The organism is Psychroserpens mesophilus, assembly GCF_000826645.1.
Taxonomy (GTDB): Bacteria; Bacteroidota; Bacteroidia; order Flavobacteriales; family Flavobacteriaceae; genus Psychroserpens; species Psychroserpens mesophilus.
Genome location: NZ_JXJP01000001.1, coordinates 381,461 through 402,859, shown reverse-complemented (window position 1 = coordinate 402,859; position 21,399 = coordinate 381,461). Strand labels below are relative to the sequence as shown.

The 21,399-nt window shown below is 35.1% G+C and carries 13 protein-coding genes and 1 tRNA gene; 7 read left to right on the top strand and 7 right to left on the bottom strand.

The features are described from left to right. Positions 1-26: 26 nt before the first annotated feature. The 6 genes from TD18_RS01730 (at position 27) to TD18_RS01710 (ending at position 14,929) form a co-directional block, all read left to right on the top strand. On the top strand, positions 27-5,168 hold the full coding sequence (locus TD18_RS01730; RefSeq protein ID WP_040247610.1) for a T9SS type A sorting domain-containing protein: 5,142 nt from the start codon (positions 27-29) through the stop codon (positions 5,166-5,168). 303 nt (positions 5,169-5,471) lie between these two features. Beyond that, positions 5,472-11,726, top strand: a complete 6,255-nt coding sequence (locus TD18_RS01725; RefSeq protein ID WP_040247608.1) for a fibronectin type III domain-containing protein — start codon at positions 5,472-5,474, stop codon at positions 11,724-11,726. Between the two features lie 76 nt (positions 11,727-11,802). Beyond that, a complete protein-coding gene (locus TD18_RS17345) occupies positions 11,803-11,964 on the top strand; it encodes a hypothetical protein (protein WP_162835782.1) in 162 nt (53 codons plus the stop codon). Between the two features lie 13 nt (positions 11,965-11,977). Then, positions 11,978-13,132 carry a phosphoenolpyruvate carboxykinase (ATP) gene (locus TD18_RS01720; protein WP_152611284.1) on the top strand — a complete coding sequence of 385 codons (1,155 nt, stop codon included), beginning with the start codon at positions 11,978-11,980 and terminating at the stop codon, positions 13,130-13,132. A 36-nt stretch (positions 13,133-13,168) separates the two neighbouring features. Next, positions 13,169-14,230 (top strand): nucleotidyltransferase family protein, encoded by a 1,062-nt coding sequence (locus TD18_RS01715; RefSeq protein ID WP_152611283.1) that lies wholly within the window; start codon positions 13,169-13,171, stop codon positions 14,228-14,230. Positions 14,231-14,326: 96 nt separating this feature from the next. Next, positions 14,327-14,929, top strand: a complete 603-nt coding sequence (locus TD18_RS01710) for a hypothetical protein (protein WP_040247602.1) — start codon at positions 14,327-14,329, stop codon at positions 14,927-14,929. 3 nt (positions 14,930-14,932) lie between these two features. Here TD18_RS01710 and TD18_RS01705 read toward each other — a convergent pair whose 3' ends face one another. The 4 genes from TD18_RS01705 to TD18_RS01690 form a co-directional block, all read right to left on the bottom strand. Beyond that, entirely contained in the window at positions 14,933-15,823 is an 891-nt protein-coding gene (locus tag TD18_RS01705) for a zinc-dependent peptidase (protein WP_052460994.1), read from the bottom strand. A 108-nt stretch (positions 15,824-15,931) separates the two neighbouring features. Next, on the bottom strand, positions 15,932-16,231 hold the full coding sequence (locus tag TD18_RS01700; RefSeq protein WP_040247599.1) for a hypothetical protein: 300 nt from the start codon (positions 16,229-16,231) through the stop codon (positions 15,932-15,934). A 48-nt stretch (positions 16,232-16,279) separates the two neighbouring features. Then, complete coding sequence (locus TD18_RS01695; RefSeq protein ID WP_040247597.1) at positions 16,280-17,248, bottom strand: sodium-dependent bicarbonate transport family permease; 969 nt, start codon at positions 17,246-17,248, stop codon at positions 16,280-16,282. 7 nt (positions 17,249-17,255) lie between these two features. Beyond that, entirely contained in the window at positions 17,256-17,510 is a 255-nt protein-coding gene (locus tag TD18_RS01690) for a hypothetical protein (RefSeq protein ID WP_040247595.1), read from the bottom strand. A gap of 83 nt (positions 17,511-17,593) precedes the next feature. Between TD18_RS01690 and TD18_RS01685 the strand changes: the two genes are divergently transcribed. Continuing rightward, positions 17,594-18,520: a LysR family transcriptional regulator gene (locus TD18_RS01685; protein ID WP_040247593.1), complete on the top strand. Its 927-nt coding sequence runs from the start codon at positions 17,594-17,596 to the stop codon at positions 18,518-18,520. A 197-nt stretch (positions 18,521-18,717) separates the two neighbouring features. Here the strand turns inward: TD18_RS01685 and TD18_RS01680 are convergent. The 3 genes from TD18_RS01680 to ftsZ all read right to left on the bottom strand — a co-directional run bounded on the left by TD18_RS01680 (position 18,718) and on the right by ftsZ (position 21,367). Further along, a tRNA-Arg gene (locus TD18_RS01680) sits at positions 18,718-18,791 on the bottom strand. Between the two features lie 63 nt (positions 18,792-18,854). Beyond that, the gene (locus TD18_RS01675) at positions 18,855-19,301 is read right to left on the bottom strand and encodes a GatB/YqeY domain-containing protein (protein ID WP_040247590.1); all 447 of its coding nucleotides are present in this window, start codon (positions 19,299-19,301) and stop codon (positions 18,855-18,857) included. 146 nt (positions 19,302-19,447) lie between these two features. Beyond that, complete coding sequence (ftsZ, locus tag TD18_RS01670; RefSeq protein WP_040247588.1) at positions 19,448-21,367, bottom strand: cell division protein FtsZ; 1,920 nt, start codon at positions 21,365-21,367, stop codon at positions 19,448-19,450. Positions 21,368-21,399 lie beyond the last annotated feature (32 nt).

Below are 21,399 nucleotides of genomic sequence, written 5' to 3'. Positions count from 1 at the left end.
TCTTTTTAAATTAATAATAAAATTTTATGAAAAAATTTACTTTAATTGTATTCGCATTGCTGGCTATGAGTTGGCAATCACAAGCACAATTATCTTTCGACAACGCGTGCACCACATCTTTTGATGATATTAGTGCAACTGGAACAGTTCTGGTTATTGGAGATGATGGTGAATCAAACATTACCTTACCCTTTTCTTTTACTTTAGATGGAGTATCTTCTTCAGCTTTAAGAGTAGGAGATAATGGTGGTATATTATTTGGAGTTACTAGTGGAAACGTTGGTACGTCTTCTACGCCAACAGCTCCTGGATTTTATGCGTTTTCAGATGATTTAGATTCTGATTATGGAGACATTCGTTGGGAAGTTCTTGGAACGGCTCCGACAAGGAGAGCTGTAATCATGTGGAATAACAGACCACGTTATAGCAATTCAGCTTCTGGGGGTACTTTTGAAATTATACTGTATGAAACTTCAAATGAAATAACATTTTTATACCAAGACACAGATTTTGGTGCTGGAAATATTGGCAATGATGCGGCCTCTGCAGGAATTAGAGTTGTAGGTGCTAATGGCGCTTATGTTTACTCTACAGACACTGTCTTAGGAGGTGTAACTTGTATTAATTGGTTTCCTCCAAGTTGTCTTGATGTATCAGGGTTAAATCTTGATAGTTCAACAGCCACTTCTGCAACAATTAGTTGGACAGCTTCTGCATCTGGTGAAACTGCTTGGGAAATAGCTGTTCAAGCTGATGGCACGGGCATTCCTGGCGCTGCTGATAATTCTGGAGCTAATACAACAACGAATCCTCATACTGAAGGTGGGTTATCTGCAAATACAGCTTATGAAGTATATGTTAGAGCAGAATGTACCGCAGGAACTGATTTTGGAGGATGGGTTGGCCCATTAGATTTTACAACACCTTGTGCTGCAATTACTCCAGATTATGTCGCTAATATGTCAGTAAATGTTCCTGATTCATGTTGGGATGAAGCTGGTAGTGGTGAAGTTGCTGCTGGTCCAGGAGGTTTTGGTGCTTCAGATTGGAGACAAAACAGAGCATATGCTTATGGACCTAGTAATGCTATGAATATCTACCAGACTAATACAGATAGAGAATGGTTGTTATCACCAACGTTTGATTTATCAACTGGTGGCCCTTTCCAATTAGAAGTTAATGTAGCCGTTACAGATTACGCCTTCTCTGGAACTACAACTATAGATGGAACTATGGATTCTGATGATGAAGTACAATTACTCATTAGTACAGATGGTGGATCAACTTGGTCTAACCTAACAACATGGAATGCTGGAAACGAACCAGACGCAGCCGGAACAGATTATATAGAAGACTTAACAGCTTACACAGGTAACGTTCAATTCGCTATATGGGCTTCTGATGGAGCTACAGGAGGAAGTCAAGATTACGATTTCCATGTTGGTAAATTTAATGTGAATGTTATTCCTTCAACCGAAACTGTAGATTATTGTAATTTACAATTCCCGGCAAGTGGATCAATTTCTGAAGGTGGAACCTTTACTGCTTTTGCTAGAATATACGACCTTGGCTTTACAGAAGCCGGTGGAGCAAATCCTGATGTTGAAGCTTGGATAGGATACAGTACTGTTGACGCTGCAGTTACCGCAGATTTTGAAACTCCAAACTGGACATGGGTACCTGCATCTTGGAATGCTCAATATGGTAATGATGATGAATACAGTGTTGAATTTGGTTCAGCATTAGCTGCTGGTAGCTACTACTATGTAAGTAGATTTAGAGTTGATAATGGTGTTTTCGCCTATGGTGGTAACGATATCACTGATGGTGATGGTGGTAATTTCTGGGATGGGTCAAGCTTTGTTTCTGGACAGTTAGATGTCATTCCTCCTGCCCCAACAACAGTGGCAACATTCAACATTAGTGGCTGTGGTGATTCAGATACTTATAGTGGTACTTATGATGCTGGTGTAGACGGTATAGTTTGGGTAGAATTGATATATGATGGTGGTTGCACCGAAATCACTGTAGACAACGAAACAACAACAGGCGTAACAGATACTGAAATAGGTATCTATGATAATGTAGGAAATTTAGTAGGTAATGATGATGATGGTGGAACTGGAAATTTAGGTTCTCTAACAGAATTAGGACTACCTGCTGGAACATACTATATTGCTTCTGGAGCATTCAACATAACATTTGGTGCAACAGCATTTAATGCAACTACAAGTTCTACAACAGCAACTGGAAACATTGTTATTAACGCAAGTACTCCAAACTTACCTGACTATGTTAACTTACAGTTTCCAGGAACTGCAACAATAACGGCTGGCAATACGGCTACAGTATATGCACAAATTTTTGAAGCAGGAAATACTAACGCTCCAGGTGCTGGAACAAATATTACAGCCGAAATCGGTATTAGTGCAGTTGATGCTGCTGAAGTTGCTGATTTTGAAACTGTAGATTGGACATGGACTACTGCACCTTACTTGGGCGAGGTTGGAAGTAATGATGAATATGCATTAGCTATTGGCGCTGCTCTGGCACCTGGAACATACTACTATGTAAGTCGTTTTAGTGTAGATGGTGGTCCTTATGTTTATGGTGGTAATGATATCTCTGATGGTGATGGTGGTGATTCTTGGGATGGTTCAAGTTTTGTCTCAGGTGTGTTAACGGTTAATCCTGCTGGAGAACCAACTAATCATGTGACATCTTTTAGTGCTACTGCTGATTCAGATACTGAAATTACATTAACATGGACCGATAATGATGGTGCTCAAGCAGCAGACGGATTTTTAATTGTTGGTAAAACTGGTGCTGCTTCATTCTATTCACCGAGTGACACTGTAGATCCAGCTGATGAAACAGATTGGTCTGATGATGAATTTGAAGTAAAAGTAGGTTCTGGAGTTGAAACGTATACTGTTACTGGTTTAACTGCAAGTACCTTATACGACTTTGAAATTTATCCATACGCAAACTCTGGTGCTTTAATCGATTTTAAAACCGATGGAACAATACCTTCTGCTAGCGAAACTACTTTAGACGATCCTTGTGCTTCTGCCGTGACTTCCTTTCCTTTTCAAGAAGGATTTGAAAGCGGAGTTCCTCCTCAATGTTGGACAAGCTTTAGAGGAACAAATGGTGAAGGTACAGTATACGATTGGACAACTTCTGCTACAGCAAATACTGGTTCTTCATCAGCATTTGTGAGATATGAAAATGTCGCAACTGGTGCAGAGGATTGGTTAGTAACTCCTGCTTTAGACCTGAGCGTTACAGCTAACCCTGAATTGACATTCTTTGCTGCGCAACAATTTACTGGTTCTTTCGGATCAGTATATACAATTAGAGTATCAACAACAGATACAGATCATGCATCGTTTACAACAGTACAGACATATACAGAAGCTGATTTACCTATCGTTGGAACAGATGGTTATTCACAATTCGCAGTTGATTTATCTGCATACAATACTGATTCTACGGTTTATGTGGCATTCGTTATGACAAATGATGATGGTGACAACTTCTTTCTTGATGATGTCGTAATTTATGATAATGTTCCAACTACATTTACGTATACAAGTGGTACTTGGGCACCATATAACCCAATGGGTATTGCGTCTTCTGATGACGATATTATTATTGCATCTGGAGATTTGGTAATGAATAGTGATTTATCGTGCAATTCGATGACTATAAGTGCTGGCGCTGGTCTTACGATTGATACAGGAGCGACACTCACTACTGTTGCTGGTACAACTTTGGAGTCTAGCTCAACAAGTTATTCAAGTTTAATTCTTGATGGAACGGTATCTGGTACTATAAATTATGAGCGTCACATTAATATTAATGGCTCTGGAACAACTGGTAGTAACGATTTAGTGTCTGCACCTTTAACAGGTCAAGCATTTAACTTGTTTGCTGGAGCTAATCCAAATATTCTAAATAATGGAACTTTATATTTATTTGGACCGTTTGAAAAAGTCACAGGTAGTTATGTTACTTGGGCTGGTACTGAAACTACAACACTTGATGCTGGTGTAGGCTATAGAGCTGCAACTTCAGATAATTCTGTAGTAACGTTTACTGGTACTGCTGAGAACGGAACGATTACTAATGACATCATTAATAGTGGTTCAGAGTTCGCAAAATGGAACTTAGTTGGAAATCCTTACCCTTCTTATTTAAATGTGCAAACATTCTTACTTCATGATGTTGGTGGAGTAACTAACCTTCAATTGTTTGATGGTGGAACTGCTGCAATCTATGGTTATGATGGTGATGCTTCAAATGGTTGGACTATTTACAATTTAGCAACAACTACTGCTTCTACCGTCATGGCTCCTGGTCAGGGATTCTTTGTAAGTGCTGATGCAACGAATGCACCACTTTACGATTTAGAATTTACGCCTGCTATGCGCTCTACTGGAACTGCTGATGATTTCATACCTAGTCGTAATGCTGAATTGACTTATCTGAAAGTTAGCGCAACCACAAATACAAAGTCATACGCAACTGATTTCTATTTCAACAACAATGCTAGTCTTGGTTTTGACTTTGGTTATGATGCTGAAATTTGGGGTAGTGCTGCTCCTGATTTTGGAATCTACTCACACTTAGTTCAAGATAACACTGGTCTTTCAATGGCGCTTCAGGCATTAAATACATCTGATTTATCTGATGTAACTATTCCTTTAGGTGTAAACGCTAATCAAGGTGAACAATTGACATTTAGTATTGCTGATACTACATTACCAACATCTGTTAATGTATATCTTGATGATGTTGTTGCTAACACAACTACATTGTTAAACAATTCTGATTATGTGATGACACCAAATACTAATTTATCTGGTACAGGACGTTTCTTCTTGAGAACTTCTGAAGATGCGTTATCAACTATTGAAAACAGTCTTGTTGCTATTAATATTTTCGCTTTAAACAATTCTAAAGAATTAGTAGTTAGCGGACAATTAAAAGAAAATACTGTGTTAGATCTTTTTGATATTCAAGGTAGAAAAGTGTTAACAACGAAACTTGATAACAACTCTATTGAAAATCGTATTGATGTGTCTAATTTAAGTGGAGGTGTTTATGTGGTAACTGTTTTAAATAATGGTCAACAAAAAACACAAAAAGTGATTATTAAATAGAAACTTAGTATTTAAATTAACAATTTTTAAAAGCGCACTAAAATAAAAATTAGTGCGCTTTTTTATATGTAAAAAAATTCAAAAAAAAATAAACAAAATCTCAAGAAAAAGCAGTTTTTTAAAAAAAATCTGACCTTTTTTTAACAAAACGTTTGATAATTGTTAAGTTTTGTTATATTTGTTTTTCAGATTTAACATAAAATTAACCCTATTTTAAGCTAGATCCTCTCCCAATTCTATCTACACCTGTCTATGTTATCTATGCATTCGTGCAAACATTGAGCTATTAACTAAACTAAAATTATGAAAAAAGTTACATTCTTTCTCATCGCATTACTTGTCTTTTGTTGGCAATCTGATGCGCAATCAATCGTAATTGGAACAGGAACTAGTACGACATCAAGTACTGGAGCAGATCCAATTCACGGTTACTACAATGCATTTAGATATCAGGCTGTTTATACAGCTGCTGAACTAAGTGCTTCTTTAACACCAAATGACGAAATTACAGCATTAGGCTGGTCTATTGCTGGTGATTATGGTGGAGGTGCACTGTTAGGCTATACCATTAAAATGGGTCACACAACAGCAACGAACTCGGCTGCGCATGATGCGTCTCCAACCACTGTTGTTAAAAATGCATTCGATTATAACCCTACAGTAACTACTGCAGGTGTTTTTGATATGATTGCTTTTGACACCAATTTTGTATGGAATGGTGTTGATAACGTGCTTGTAGAGGTTTGTTCTGATGGATCAAATCCTTTTACAAGTCCTTATGGTCAAGTAAGAACAACTACTCAAACTAGTGGTTCTCGACACTACAGAGTAGATGGTGGTACAGCATGTGCTAATAACACAACCACTACAAATGGTAACAGACCAAACGTTCAATTTAATTATATTGATGGTATTCCACCTGCTTGTCTTAACGTAACAGGTTTAACTGTTGATAGTTTTACTGATACTGAGGTTACAGTAAGCTGGACACCTAGTGGTTCTGCTGAAACCGATTGGGAAATTATTGTTCAAGAAGTTGCGGTTGCTAATCCAGGTCCTGGAGATTCTGGTACAGCAATTAATGCAACTACAGACTCTGCTCCACCTTATACAGTGGGTTCTCTTCTTCCTTTAACAGATTATGAAGTTTTTGTAAGAGCTTATTGCGGTGGTACAGATTATGGTGCTTGGGTAGGCCCTCAAAATTTTACAACAACTCCAACTCCAACAACTGTTGATTGTGCAGCTGCACCTATTAATACAACGTATTGTTATGGAGATAGCGACACAACCAGTTTCATATACCAAAGTACTGATGGTTCTCCTTTAAGAGTGACATTTAACGCTGGTGGCATTGAAAGCTGTTGTGATGACTTAGTTATTTTTGATTCTGACGGTACAACTGAATTGTTCAGAGGAGGTAATGGTGGTGATTTATCTGGTTTGGTATTCTCCTCTAGTGGTGATACAATTACGGTTGCTGTAGATTCTGATGGCTCAGTAAGTTGTGCCGCTAGTAGTACATGTTGTACAGCACAATGGGATTGGAATGTTGAATGTTTAACCTGTGCACCGTCGGTAATTGCAAGTAATACTGTTATTGAAGACTGTGGCAATGGTTTATATGATTTAGAAATTACATTTACCGATCTTGGAGATGCACTTGTTATAGTAGGAACAACTCCTTTAGCAGATAACGTTACGTTCCCTTTTGAACTTGTTGTACCTGGAACATTAACATATACTTTTTCAGGATATGCTAAAGGAACTCCGGCTGAATATGCAGTTTCTCATACAAGTCCAGTTTGTGACTATAACCAAGGTCCTTTTCAAGATGCATGTCCTTTAGATAATGATACGTGTGCAGGAGCTTTAACAGCACTTGTTGGTGCTTTTGGTTCTTGTGAAACTTTAGCTTATGATACAACACTAGCAACAAACAGTGGAACTATTGGAAGCTGTGAATTATCAAGTCCAGCAACTACTGAACAAGACGTGTGGTATGAGTTTACTACTAATGCAGTTGCAGGTATAAATATAGAAGTAACCTCTGGTACTCCTGGAAATGTGGAATTAGCTATTTATGACGCATGTGGTGGAACTGAAGTTATTTGTGATTCAGGATTAGCAACTGGTATAAACTCGTATTATGGTTTAGCTCCTAGTACAACATATTATTTACAACTATGGAACGAAACTTTTAATGATGGTCCGTATGAATTATGTATTTCTGATATAGAATGTTTACCTGCCACATTGGATACTGCTACAGTAACAAACCTTTGTGGTACTTCACAATATGAAGTAGCAGTAGTACTTTCTGATGTAGCCGATGCAACTGGTGTATCAGATGGAACAACTACATATCCTTTTTCTGGAACAACTGCTGTTGCAGGACCTTTCGCTACAGGAACTCCTGTTAATTTAACTGTAGTTCACGGCGCAACTACAAGTTGTAATATCGATTTAGGAAGCTTTATCGATACTTGCCCTGTTGTAGTTGATTGTGCTGGTACTGGAATAGTTTCTGATGGCTTTTGTTATGACAGTAATGATTTAATTGAAAATTCATACAGCTCATCTGATGGAAGTTCATTATCTATTGAATTTACAGCAGGTACTATTGAACAAAATACATTCGCTGGTACAACTTATGATGATTTAAGAATATATGATGGTTTAGATAATACAGGTACACTACTCTATGATAGTGATGCTACAGGTATAGGAGCCTTAACAGGATTAACTGTAGTTTCACCTAGTGGTAATCTTTTTGTGGTACTTGATGCAGATGGTTCTAATTCATGTGCTGAATTTGATCAAACTGCGATTGCTTATGATGTTACTTGTCTTAGTTGTAGTCCAGCTTCAATTACGAGCACAACTATAGTTAATGATTGTGGTCCTGGTGGAACAGATACGTTTAGAATAGATATTGTAGTTGCTGATTCTGGAACGGCTACACAGATTACAGATGGTACCAATGTTATTGATATTACTGCTGGAGCTGGAACGTATTCTACAATAGATTATGCTATTGGAACAACCGTAACACTTGATATAGACAATATAGATGTGTCTTGTGAAGTTTCTCTCGGTGATTTCGGCTTAGCCATTTGTCCTCCAGAAAATGATGAATGTGCTGATGCAATAGCATTAACAGTTAACGCTGATGATAGTTGTACAGCAACAACGTCTGCTACCATTGAAGGTGCAACAGCTTCTGGAGAAAGTGATACTGTTTGTTTTGGAACTGAAGATGATGATGTTTGGTTTACATTTACTGCAACATCTACTTCACATACTATAGATTTATTAAACGCTGCAGGAAGCACAACAGATCTTTACCATTCATTATGGGAAGGTACTTGTGGTTCTTTAACGAATTTGTTATGTAGCGATCCTAACTCTAGTGTAGCTACGGGATTAACGATAGGAGTACAATACACTTTAAGAGTTTATACTTGGACAGCAACAGCCGGACAAACAACTACTTTTGATGTATGTATTGGTACACCTCCTGCTCCTCCTGTGAATGATGAGTGTGTTGATGCTATTACACTTACAGTAAATTCAGATTACAATTGTGGTTCAGTAACAGCTGGAACAATTGAAAGTGCTACAGCTTCTGGAGAAAGTGACGCTACGTGTAGTGGAACAGAAGATGATGATGTATGGTTTAAGTTCACCGCAACAGCAACAGAACACACTATAGATTTAATAAATATTACAGGTGGCACAACAGATCTTTACCATTCACTATGGGAAGGCACTTGTGGTTCATTAGTAAACTTATTATGTAGTGATCCAAACTCGAGTACTGCTACTGGTTTAACAATTGGTACAGAATACACCTTAAGAGTTTATTCTTGGACGTCAACAACTGGGCAAACTAGTTCATTTGAAGTGTGTATTGGTACTCAACCACCACCACCAGCAAATGATACATGTGCTACAGCTATAGCAGCTCCAATTGGTGCTTTTGGTTCATGTGCAACGACATCATTTGATAATGGCGGAGCGACTAATAGTGGTACTATTGGAAGTTGTGAATTATCAAGTCCTGCAACTACAGAACAAGACGTATGGTTTACCGTTGCTACTGACGCAGTTTCAACTGCTATAAATATTGAAGTAACTTCAGGAACTCCTGGAAGTTTAGAAATAGCATTATATGATGCATGTGGAGGAAGCGAAATTTATTGTGATAGTGGATTAGCAGCAGGTTTAAACACAATTGCTGGTTTATCACCATCAACAACATATTACTTACAAATTTGGACAGAAACTTTTAGTACAGGTGTTTTTGACATTTGTTTATCTTACCCTCCACTTTGTACTCCTGCAGATGTTTCGGGATCAACAGTAGTAGATAATTGTGGTGCTGGTACATTTACTGTAGATGTTGAAGTAGCTGATGCAGGTGATCCAGGAAGCGTTATTAGTGATGGTACAAATACCTACCCATTAACTGCTGGCACAAACACAACAGGAACATACAACGTAGGTGATATTGTAACTTTAGAAATTATTGCAGTAGATACTAATTGTAATGTTGCATTAGGTAACTTTGCTACAGGTTGTCCTCCTGCAAATGATGATTTTGCTAATGCTATTACAATTACTTGTGCAGATGGTTCTGTTAGTGGAAATACAGAGAATGCTACTTTAGATGAAGATGATGCTCCTGATGCTCCTGGATTTAATTCAGATACAGATTCACCAAATGTTTGGTATGGATTCCTAGGAACTGGTCAAGATGTGACACTAAGTACAATTAATGCTGGGTCTGATTTTGATACTGAAATACTTATATTCACAGGAACTTCTGGTAACTTAAATTTTGTTGCTGCTGGTTACGATGAATCTGGTGCTCCTGAATACTTAGCTGAAGTTACATTTACTGCAGTTGCTGGAGTTCAATACTGGATTTCTGTTGAAGGTTATAACTCTGGAGATACTGGATTATTCCAAATGGATATAACTTGTACAGGTGATGAGTCGTTTGTGTATTACGATGGAACTTGGGTTCCAAGTGATCCAACAGGAACTACAGTTCCTGGTGATATTGTTGTCGCAACAGGTAATGCTGTTATGACAGGTGACACAGACTGTAATACATTTACAGTAAGACCAGGTGGTGGAGTTACAGTTCCTTCAGGAGCTTCAGTAACTACTGCTGCTGGAATGTTAATGGAATCTTCATCAACTTCGTATTCAAGTTTAATCCTTGATGGTACTGTGAATGGTACAATGAGTTATGAGCGTCATGTTAATGTTAATGGTTCCGGAACAACAGGTAGTAATGATTTAGTGTCTGCTCCTTTGACAGGACAAGCATTTAGTGCTGTTGCTTCTGCTAACCCTAACATTTTCAATAATGGTTCATTATTCCTATTCGGTCCTTATGATAAAGCACTTGGTCAATTTGTAACTTGGGCAGGTACTGAGTCGTCAACACTAGATCCTGGTGTAGGATACAGAGCTGCAACTTCTGATAATGGGTCAGTAACGTTTACTGGAACAGCACAGAATGGTGCTATAGCAACACCTGTTGTAAATGGTGGTCCAGTTCAACAAGAATGGAATTTAGTTGGTAACCCTTACCCTTCTTATATGGATTCATTTAACTTTGTTCAAACAAACTTATCTACATTTGATCCAACTACAGCTGGTATTTGGGGTTATGATGGTTCAGCAATAAATGGCTGGACGTTAGTAAACTTAGCTAATGCAGCATTGAATCCATTAGTTACTCCAGGTCAAGGTTTCTTTGTAAGTGCTGCTGCCAATGGTAATATTCAATTTGATCCAAGTTGGAGAACAGTTGGTACATCAGACGATTACATCGTAGGAAGAAATGCAGAGTTAGTTTACATGAAGCTTAAATTGACTTCAAATGGTAATGCCTATGGAACAGATTTCTTCTTCAATCCGAATGCAAGTTTAGGATTCGATTTAGGATATGACGCTGGTCATTACGGTGATACACTTCCTGCATTCTCAATCTACTCTTCATTAGTAGAAAATAATACTGGAGATAAGTTAACATTACAGACTTTGAATTCAATTGACGTTAGCGATGTTACTATTCCATTAGGAGTAAATGCAGTAGCTGGTGAGGAACTTAGATTTAGTATTGCAGAGTCTACATTACCTGCAAATGTTCAAGTATTCTTAGATGACACAGTTGCTAACACAACTACATTGTTAAATGATTCTGATTATGTGATAACACCTGCTTCAGATTTATCTGGAACTGGACGCTTCTTCCTTAGAACTTCGGAAGACGCATTATCAACAATAGAGAATGGTCTAGACTATTTAGATATCTATACGCTAAAAGCTTCAGATGAACTTGTAGTAAATGGACAACTATTAGCTAACAACACTATGCTAAATCTTTATGATATAGCTGGTAGATTGGTATTAAGTACAAAACTTGATAGTGCTCTTTTACAAAACCGAATTGATGTATCAAGCATTAACTCTGGTGTATATATTGTAACTGTTCAAAATGACAGTCAGGAAAAAACTAAGAAGGTTATAATAGACTAATTTTAAAAATTAAAGGTCAAAAATTAATGACATTAAAATAATTTTATTATTTTTGGCCTTTATCATAACAATAAGTATGAAAAAAATTAATACCGAAAATCAAATCACTCGTAAGGAGGCAATTAAGAAAATGAGTAAGTATGCTGCATTAACAGCTATTGGTACATTCATTATTTTGAACCCTAAGCAAGCGCAAGCTTCATCTCCACCTGATCCAGGAGGAAACCCTTTCGATTAAATCTATATATTTTTTGGATTTGAAAGCTGCTAATCTGGCTCCAAAGTTAATTCATGATATTAATGAAGATACTGTTTTACTTTGGTTTGAGAAATCAAACAGATACGTAGTCACATCTAAAATTAATAGTAAACTTATAGAACTATATTTGAATCCTGACGAAAGTCGGGATTCATTTGTTACTAACATCTCATGTGACTTTCAATTAAAAAGAGATGAAGCAAATTCACTTGCTAATGATATTTCTACTTTTTTAGAAGATGTCAATATAGAAAACGAATCAATAAGTAGTATTGACTCATCTAACAAAGCATTATCTAACTTCATTGAAGATTCTTATAAGTTTAATGATAAAATCGTAACTATTCGCTATGAATCAGATGTCATAAAAGGTTTAATTCATCCTCAAATTGAACATCATTCAGTAAACAATAGTACTAATCATGATGTGGTATTTGAAGTTTTCAAACAAAATGATGATTTGCATCTAATTAAAAATGGCACAGCAATAGGTAGCTTTAAAACTAAATCTTTCCACTTTCTACAGGGAAAATTTGCATTGGAATTAACAAATGTTATTCATAATACCATTATAGAAAATTGGATTGCCACATTTCATGCTTCAACCATCTCAAACGGAAAAGAATCCATAATGATCATTGGAGACTCTGGAAATGGCAAAAGCACACTTTCAGTATTGTTAATGGCACATGGTTATGACATATTATGTGATGATTTTACGCCGCTTTATGAAAACAACCTCGAATTGTATCGTTATCCAGCGGCTACATCTATTAAAAAAGGAGCTTTTGAAGCTTTAAAACCATACTTAAACGGTATTGATGATTTAAAAACTCATACAAACGGACCCAAAAAAGTCAATATTAAATACGTACCTCCTATTTTAAATTTTGAGAGTCAGGCCTCGAGTTTTCCATGTCACAAAATTGTTTATGTAAAATATGATACTTCAAAAAAGGATAGTCTTGATTTAGTCTCTTCAGAAAAAATTCTTGAAACCTTGATTCCAGATTCATGGATATCGCCTAAAGAGGCACATGCTGTGAAGTTTATCAATTGGTTCAAGAAGATTGACTGTTATCAGTTAAATTACAGCAATAATAACTTTGCTATTTCAAAATTTAAAGATCTATTCGAAGATTCATAAAGTTTTTACTTACTTTTAAGTACTTAATAAAAACAATTGTCTTCACATCAAAAATCATATAAATACACTTTACAGATAATTGCTGATATATTGAGTTTTGAAAACTCAACAGATGCTCTTAAACAAAAAATGGTGTCCAATGCTATAGATTGGGAACAATTTGTATTTGTTGCTAGTGACTTTCTTGTTTTAACGACGTGCTACTGCAGATTAAAAGAAAAGCAATTATTGGAGTATATCCCTAAAGAATTAGAGTTATACTTAGAAGAAATCACTGGTATTAACAGAAATCGAAATATCACCTTGTTGAATGAAATTAAATCGATTGCAACCATATTTAATCAAAACAAAATAAACTATGTTTTTTTAAAAGGTGCTGCTTACTTAGTTAAAAACCATTTTGAAGATTTTGGAGAACGCATGTTAGGAGATATAGATGTTTTAGTTCAAGAAAGCCAAATCAATGAAAGCTATCAATTATTGCTAAATCATAATTACAAAAGTACTAAACAAGGAATTAGCGCTAAATATTTCAATAACAAGCATTTACCCAGACTTCAATCTGATGTCAATTTAGCAGCAGTTGAAATCCATAATAAAGTACTGTTAAATCCTTATAAAGGTTATTTAGAGGTCACAGACATTTTAAACACGAAAGAAACTGTTCAACAAATTTTTGTACCCTCAGACAAACACCTATTATCCCATTCTATCCTTAATTTTCAAGCTAATGACTCTGGGCATTTATTTAGTAGAATCAGCATGAGATCTATTTATGACTTATTAATTCTTAACAGAAAATACAATTACAACTTTGAAGAAATTTATAAGGGCTCATATTTCAGAAAATACTTTTCAATAGCTAAAATTTTCTTTAGTGATTTTAATAATCATAAGTCTAACTCTTTTATAAATACCTTATTTTTATTAAAATTAAAACATCCTTGGTTGAAGAAAATTATAGATGGTTTTATTACAAAATTTGTATTTTTCAAAACTTTACTGACAACTAGAATATGGCACTTTATACACAACAAAAACTACAGAAAGGATATTATTAAAGCATATGGAAAAAATTCTAGGCTGAACAAAGCTTAAAAATTCTTAAGCCTTAATTTTTAAATGTAATATGTTTACTGTTTCTTTGTAAATTAGTGCTTAAAGCATATATTTGGATTAACTTATTGTTTTACTATGAGAAATTTAGTTTTATTTTTAATTCTAGTATCATTATTTACTTTTGATAGTCAATCACAAACCACTTCTAATACTAGATATGATACTGCTTCGGAAAGCGATTTTATAGATTCACCATGGAAACTTAGTGTTGGAGTAAATGCTGTTGGAAGTCTAGGAACAAGACAACCTTTTGCTCGCCTAGATGAGTTTCAATTTAAAAACCCATTTGCTATTGCGATAGAACACAAGTGGTCAAAATATTTTGCCATAGAGCAAGATGTTACTATTAATGGGTATGAAGTTAAAAATGAAATTGATGGTGGCGTATTAAAAAAAGATTATACGTACATCTCAACGAATACTTACATTAAGTACTATTTTTCTGATGTCCTGTTCAACGCTGATTGGATAGATCTTTATGCTGGTGCAGGATTTGGTATTTTCTCAGTTAATGAGCTTAACTCTTCAGGTAACCTTGCTTTTGGTGGAACTCTTTGGGTTTCAGACAATATAGGCGTACGTCTTCAAGGTGTTGCAAAATTTGCTGTCAATGCAAAAGATAGACAATTTGATAATAACCATTTTCAATATATGCTACAGGTAGTTTTTAAACTCTAAGCATCAATATCCAGGAAAATTAAAATTTAGCATTCCTTTTACTTTTATATAAATCTCTGGAAACTGGGATTTAAATTCTTGTGGTGTTTCAATAAAGGTCTCTATTATTACTGCTAAAAACTCGAATTGGTTAGTATAGGCGTAATCTCTTAAGTACTTTGAATCAATCAATTTTTTCTTTAGTGCATTATTCTTGTCTAATGCTTCTGTCAATTCAACATATGAATCGATAAATATAGCGGCACTCGTACTTTTCCTTCTGGCACTTAAATAGTAAAAATGAATGGCATGTATAAACTCGTGTATTGCCAGATTCATATTGTCATTGTGCACTTCGTAACCATGCAATATATCCTTCCAAGAAAACACCAATGCCTTATAACCTAGGTTAAATTCTCCCTTATGGTAGGTTTTGTTCGTTTGAGAATAAAATTCAGTTGGATAAAAGATAATCCGTTCGACGGTACTAATTCTATAATCCCTTAGCCCAAACGTTAGCTTAGTTTGAGTTGCAGCAATAATAAGCTTCATTTCTTCAGTAACATCAATTTCTTTACCAATAAATTCTTTATCTTTTAAAAGCTTAGATACACGATGTTCAAAATGAATTTTTTGTTTGAATGGTAGTCTTTCATAGAATCGAAAATTCTGTTTTAAGATACTTTTTTGCCCAGGTTGAAGTTTGTTTTTATAAATATATATATGATTGTAAAACAACTTTTTCTCGACATATTCTACATAAGCCATCTCAAAGAAATTAAACAACCCTCTTACAATTATAAGGATAGCACCTAAAGTTAGAATACTTGTAAGTAATAAAAATACCCAATGAAAAATTATTGAGTCTTCTATATTCTTTTGTAGGATGAAAATTAATATTAGGGGATTTAGCATGTACTAAATATACTAAAATTTAAAACTCAAATAATATAACTAGTAAGCCTAATTACACATTTGAGTTTTAAAAAATATCAACCTACAATGCAACTTATACATTCAAGATTAATCTTCTATTTCAATATAAATCGTACTACGCATTTTTAGCTTTTTTCCTTCTAATCGCGCTTGAGAAAAGAATTCCTTGGCTAGGACTTGTTCGTTCATTAATTCGTTTATTCGACCATTGTCAATTTCACACTTATCCTTATGATTCCCTTCGGTAATAGATAATCTTTGCAATTTATGAAAGTTAATTTTGACATTCAATACAGCATTAATTATCTGAGATGCTTCCGATGCATTGTAGCACCCATCAATTAGATTTATCTTTTGTTGTTTCTTAATTGCTTCTAAAGTTTCCATGATTTTAAATTGTTTTATTTGTGATATAAAGTTGAAGTAATATTTTATTTAGGTTAAATTTATAATACAGAGGTATAAAGGCATCCCGAGGGTAATATTGAATGGAAAAGTTATGGCTAAAGCCATTGGTATATATAAACTCGGATTAGCTCTTGGAGCTGCAATCTTCATAGCAGCTGGAACAGCAATATATGATGCACTTGCAGCAAGAATAGCAAATAATAGTCTATTTCCATTGCTAGTAGTCAAAACACCACTTATAATTGCAACCAAAGACCCATTTATAATTGGAATTAAGATAGCAAACACTAAAGCAAACCAACCTTTCTTAACAAAATCAGATAATTTCCTGCCACTTACGATTCCCATATCTAATAGAAAAACGGCAAGAAAACCTTTAAAGATATCTGTGGTAAATGGCTTAATCCCTTCAGCTTGAGCCTCACTTGCCAACAAGCCAATTACCAAACTACCAATGATTATAAGCACACTTCCGTTAGTGAGAGCATGATGTAATACTTTCTTCATTGGTACCTGACTATTCTCTTTATTTTTCTTTTTATAAAACGTCATTAAAAGTAAACCAACCATTATAGAAGGTGCTTCCATAAGAGCCATAACAGCGACCATGTGGCCACTAAAAGGAATCTGCTCCAGCTCTAAAAAGGAGATAGTTGTAACAAATGTTACCGCACTTACAGAGCCGTAAGCCGCTGCAATTGCTCCTGCATTTTCTACACTAAATTTTTTTCTGAGGATAAAATAGGTATACACAGGAACCACCAAGGCCAAAACAATTCCGAAGAGCAAAGCCCATAAAATTTCCATATTAAACTCACTATGTGCTAGTTCTTGACCACCTTTAAAGCCAATAGACAATAGAAGATAAAAAGAAATAAATTTCGAAGAGTTTTCTGGAATACTTAAATCACTTTTTAACTGGACTGCTATTACACCTAAAAAGAAAAATAGTAATGCTGGGTTTGTGAGGTTATCAATAAGCAGATGAAAATCCATTACACGTCTACAAATTATTACGATTAGCTTCCTTCTGCGAAAACAGATAGACTATAAAAATTAGCATTAGAATTCCTCCAGAAATTAATAATTCAGAAAGGAATAAATTATTATTCTTGATTGAAAGAATAATGAATGTACTGAGAACAGCTAGCATTAAGAGAGGTTTAATCAAAATTAGTCGTTTTCTCTTAATCGATTTATCAAGCGCTTCTCTTTTGAGGCTTTGATTGCGTTGTTTGTTTAATATTAAATCATTCATTTGTTTTAATTTTAATGCAAATATTAGATGTAATTTTTATATATTTTTATTTATATTTATTATAATATTCATAACTATTATTTATGCATTATACATTACATCAATTAGAAATTTTCCTCAAAGTGTCTCAACTTAAAAGTGTTACAAAAGCTTCAGAGGAGTTATTTTTGACTCAACCAGCGGTATCAATACAACTAAAAAAATTTCAGGATCAATTTGAAATTCCCCTATTTGAGGTTGTAGGACGAAAAATTTACATTACCGAATTTGGTGAAGAAATAGCTTTAGCAGCGGAAAAAATACTTAGTGAAGTAAATGCAATAAATTATAAAGCGCTCTCATTTCGAGGTGAATTATCAGGAAAACTAAAAATTGCAATTGTGTCTACAGCAAAATATGTAATTCCATATTTTCTTACAGACTTTATGTCTAAGCATAATGGTGTTGCATTAAATATGGATGTTACAAATAAGTCCGAAGTGGTAAAATCTCTAGAGGAAAATCGAGTCGATTTTGCCATGGTTTCCGTTATACCTGAACATTTGAAGTTAGATCGTATAGAGCTTATGGAAAACAAATTATACCTAGTAGGAGGAAAACAATTTAAATCTATCAATAAAAAATTGTCAAAAACAAAATTTGAAAAACTACCACTTATTTACAGGGAAGAAGGATCTGCTACTCGAAAACAAATGGAGTACTTTATTGCTTCACAAAATATCTCTACATACAAAAAGATGGAACTAAAATCAAATGAAGCACTCAAACAAGCTGTTGTAGCAGGCTTAGGTTACTCGATAATGCCTTTAATCGGCATTAAGAACGAACTTAATAATGGTGATTTACAAATTATACCAATGAAGGGATTACCCATGACTACCAATTGGAACTTAATTTGGTTAAAATCAAAAAACCTTTCTACCATTGCCAAGCATTTAGTTGATCATATCAATGATAATAAATCACAGATTATGAAAAACCATTTTAACTGGTTTAATAAATACGACTAAATCTTCATTATAAACGCTCCGCTTTGAAAATACAGGATTAGCTCATTGACATGCGCTATTCCTCATGCGCTCCGCTTTGAAAATACAGGATTAGCTCATTGACATGCGCTATTCCTCATGCGCTCCGCTTTGAAAATACTAAAAACAAAAAAATGCTCAAGCGAGCTTGGCATTTTTCTTTTTTTAGTATTTATTCGTGACCTCGAGAGGATTCGAACCTCCAACCCTCAGAGCCGAAATCTGATATTCTATCCAGTTGAACTACGAGGCCATTATAACACGATGCGACCTTTCGACTGCGTTCAAGGTGACATCCTATTTATGTTTAAAATTATTAAGATAATTTAGCTTTAACAATCATAGAAATGGTTTTTCCGTCAGCTTGTCCTGCTAATTGTTGATTTACCATTCCCATCACTTTACCCATATCTTTCATGCCTTCTGCTCCTACTTTTTCAATAGTATCAACAACCACCTTTTCAATGTCTTCCTCACTAAGCTGGGCTGGCAAAAACTGAGAAATAATTTCAGCTTGAGCTAATTCTGGTTCAGCTAAATCATTACGATTCTGTTCTGTATAAATTGATGCACTATCCTTTCTTTGCTTTACTAACTTAGACAGAATTTTTATTTCTTCGTCTTCTGTTATGCCTTCTGCCGAACCTGAAGTTTGAGCCAATAAAAGTTCAGACTTAACAGCTCTTAATGCTGCTAAAGCTGTTTGGTCTTTTTCTTTCATTGCAGACTTCATGGCTGTCATTATCTGTTGTTGCAAACTCATATTTCATCTTGTATTTAAAATGCAAAGGTAATGAAAATCTAAGTGTTTTTTAGAAAGACTGAAATTATTCAGATATAAAAAACCCGAAAAGTTAATTTCAACTTTTCGGGTTTAACAAAGTGTGAAACACTAAACTAAATTTGCTATTAATCTACGTTGTCGTGTAAAAATGAATTATTGCTTCTTAATTGAATATCGTCGTTATCATCAGTTGTAACCGAAGTTCTGGAAGCCTTGGTATCTGAAGAATGCTGAGATTCTTCTAAATTCACACCTTGTCTTTTATATGCAGGTTCTTTTTCAATATCATCAATTTTTGCGGTATTGAACTTGTAATTAAAGTCTTTCATCTTACGTCTGCGCTCATCAGCTCTTTCTTTAAGCAAATCTGAAATTGGACTGTTCATTGGGTCAATTTCTTCTTTTACCTCTTCTTCATAAACCTCAGATTCTATTGTCTTTTTCTCAAATACAATTTCTTCTTCTACTTCTGGCTGAACTTTCGTACTTGTCTCATTAATTGAAGACTCATACGTCATGAAATCATCTAGAGCATAACGCTTTTCGCCTTCTTCATTTGCTTCAGTTACTGGAACAATTTCAATATGGTCTGTAACATCTAAATCTTTAACCTCTTCATCTAATGTAAATACTGTTTTTTCATCAACCTGAGGCGTCTCCTCTTCTTCCTGACCAAAAGATAGTGGCAAGTCAAAAGTTAATGTAATCTGCTCTTCTTCAACAGCTTCAATTCTATCTTCTTTCACTTCCTGAACAGGAGTAATAATAAAATCCTCATCGATTGTTTGATGATCTAAAACTTCATCATACACGACATTCATATTTCTGATGATATCAGTAGTCGTGATTAAATCTGTTTCAAAATCTTCAGTAACCGCTTCTATATCATCTTCTTCTACAAGTGTATGTATCACGACATCTTGCTTAGGATTTTCTTTTTCAAGAACAATGTCTGGCGTTATTATTGCCGGATCACTTTCTTTAACATGTACGTCATTTCTATCGTCTTCTAAAGCATGAACAACCTTAGTTTGCTCTGTATTAGAAATCTCGTGTTGTTGATCTATATCGAAACCAGTAGCGATAATTGTCACAGAGATAGACTCTTCTAAAGAATCATCTTCACCAACACCCATAATAATGTTTGCACCATGACCTGCTTCATTTTGAATGTGGTCATTAATTTCTCCTATTTCGTCAATAGTAATTTCCTGAGAACCTGAAACGATGAGCAACAATACGTTTTTAGCTCCAGTAATTTTATTATCATTCAATAATGGCGAATCTAAAGCTTTCATAATGGCTTCCTGAGCTCTGGTTTTACCTGAAGCTGTAGAAGATCCCATAATTGCAGTTCCGCTATTACTTAATACTGTTTTTGCATCACGTAAATCAATATTTTGCGTGTAGTGATGTGTAATGACTTCAGCAATACCACGAGATGCTGTTGAAAGCACTTCATCGGCTTTAGAGAAACCAGCTTTGAACCCTAAATTTCCGTAAACCTCACGAAGTTTATTGTTATTGATGACTACCAAAGAATCTACATGTGAACGAAGCGTTTCAATTCCTTTCTGCGCTTGCTCATTTCTTGTTTTTCCTTCAAACTGAAATGGCATCGTTACAATACCAACAGTTAAAATATCCATCTCTTTAGAAAGTTTAGCGATGATTGGTGCAGCTCCAGTTCCTGTACCTCCACCCATTCCGGCTGTGATGAATACCATTTTCGTATTTGTTCCTAACATACGTCTTAAATCTTCCAGACTTTCAACGGCTGCTTGTTCTCCTACTTCAGGGTTTGCTCCTGCTCCTAACCCTTCAGTTAAATTCACTCCTAATTGGATCTTGTTTGGGACACCACTATTTTGTAGTGCTTGGGCATCTGTATTACAAATCACGAAGTCAACACCTTTAATCCCTTGTTGAAACATGTGATTAATGGCATTGCTTCCACCTCCACCAACTCCAATCACTTTGATGACGTTTGATTGGTTTTTAGGTAAATCGAATGCAATATCGCCTAATTCAATGTTGTTGCTCATAAATAGTCTTTTTACTGGTTGTTGTTTTGTAC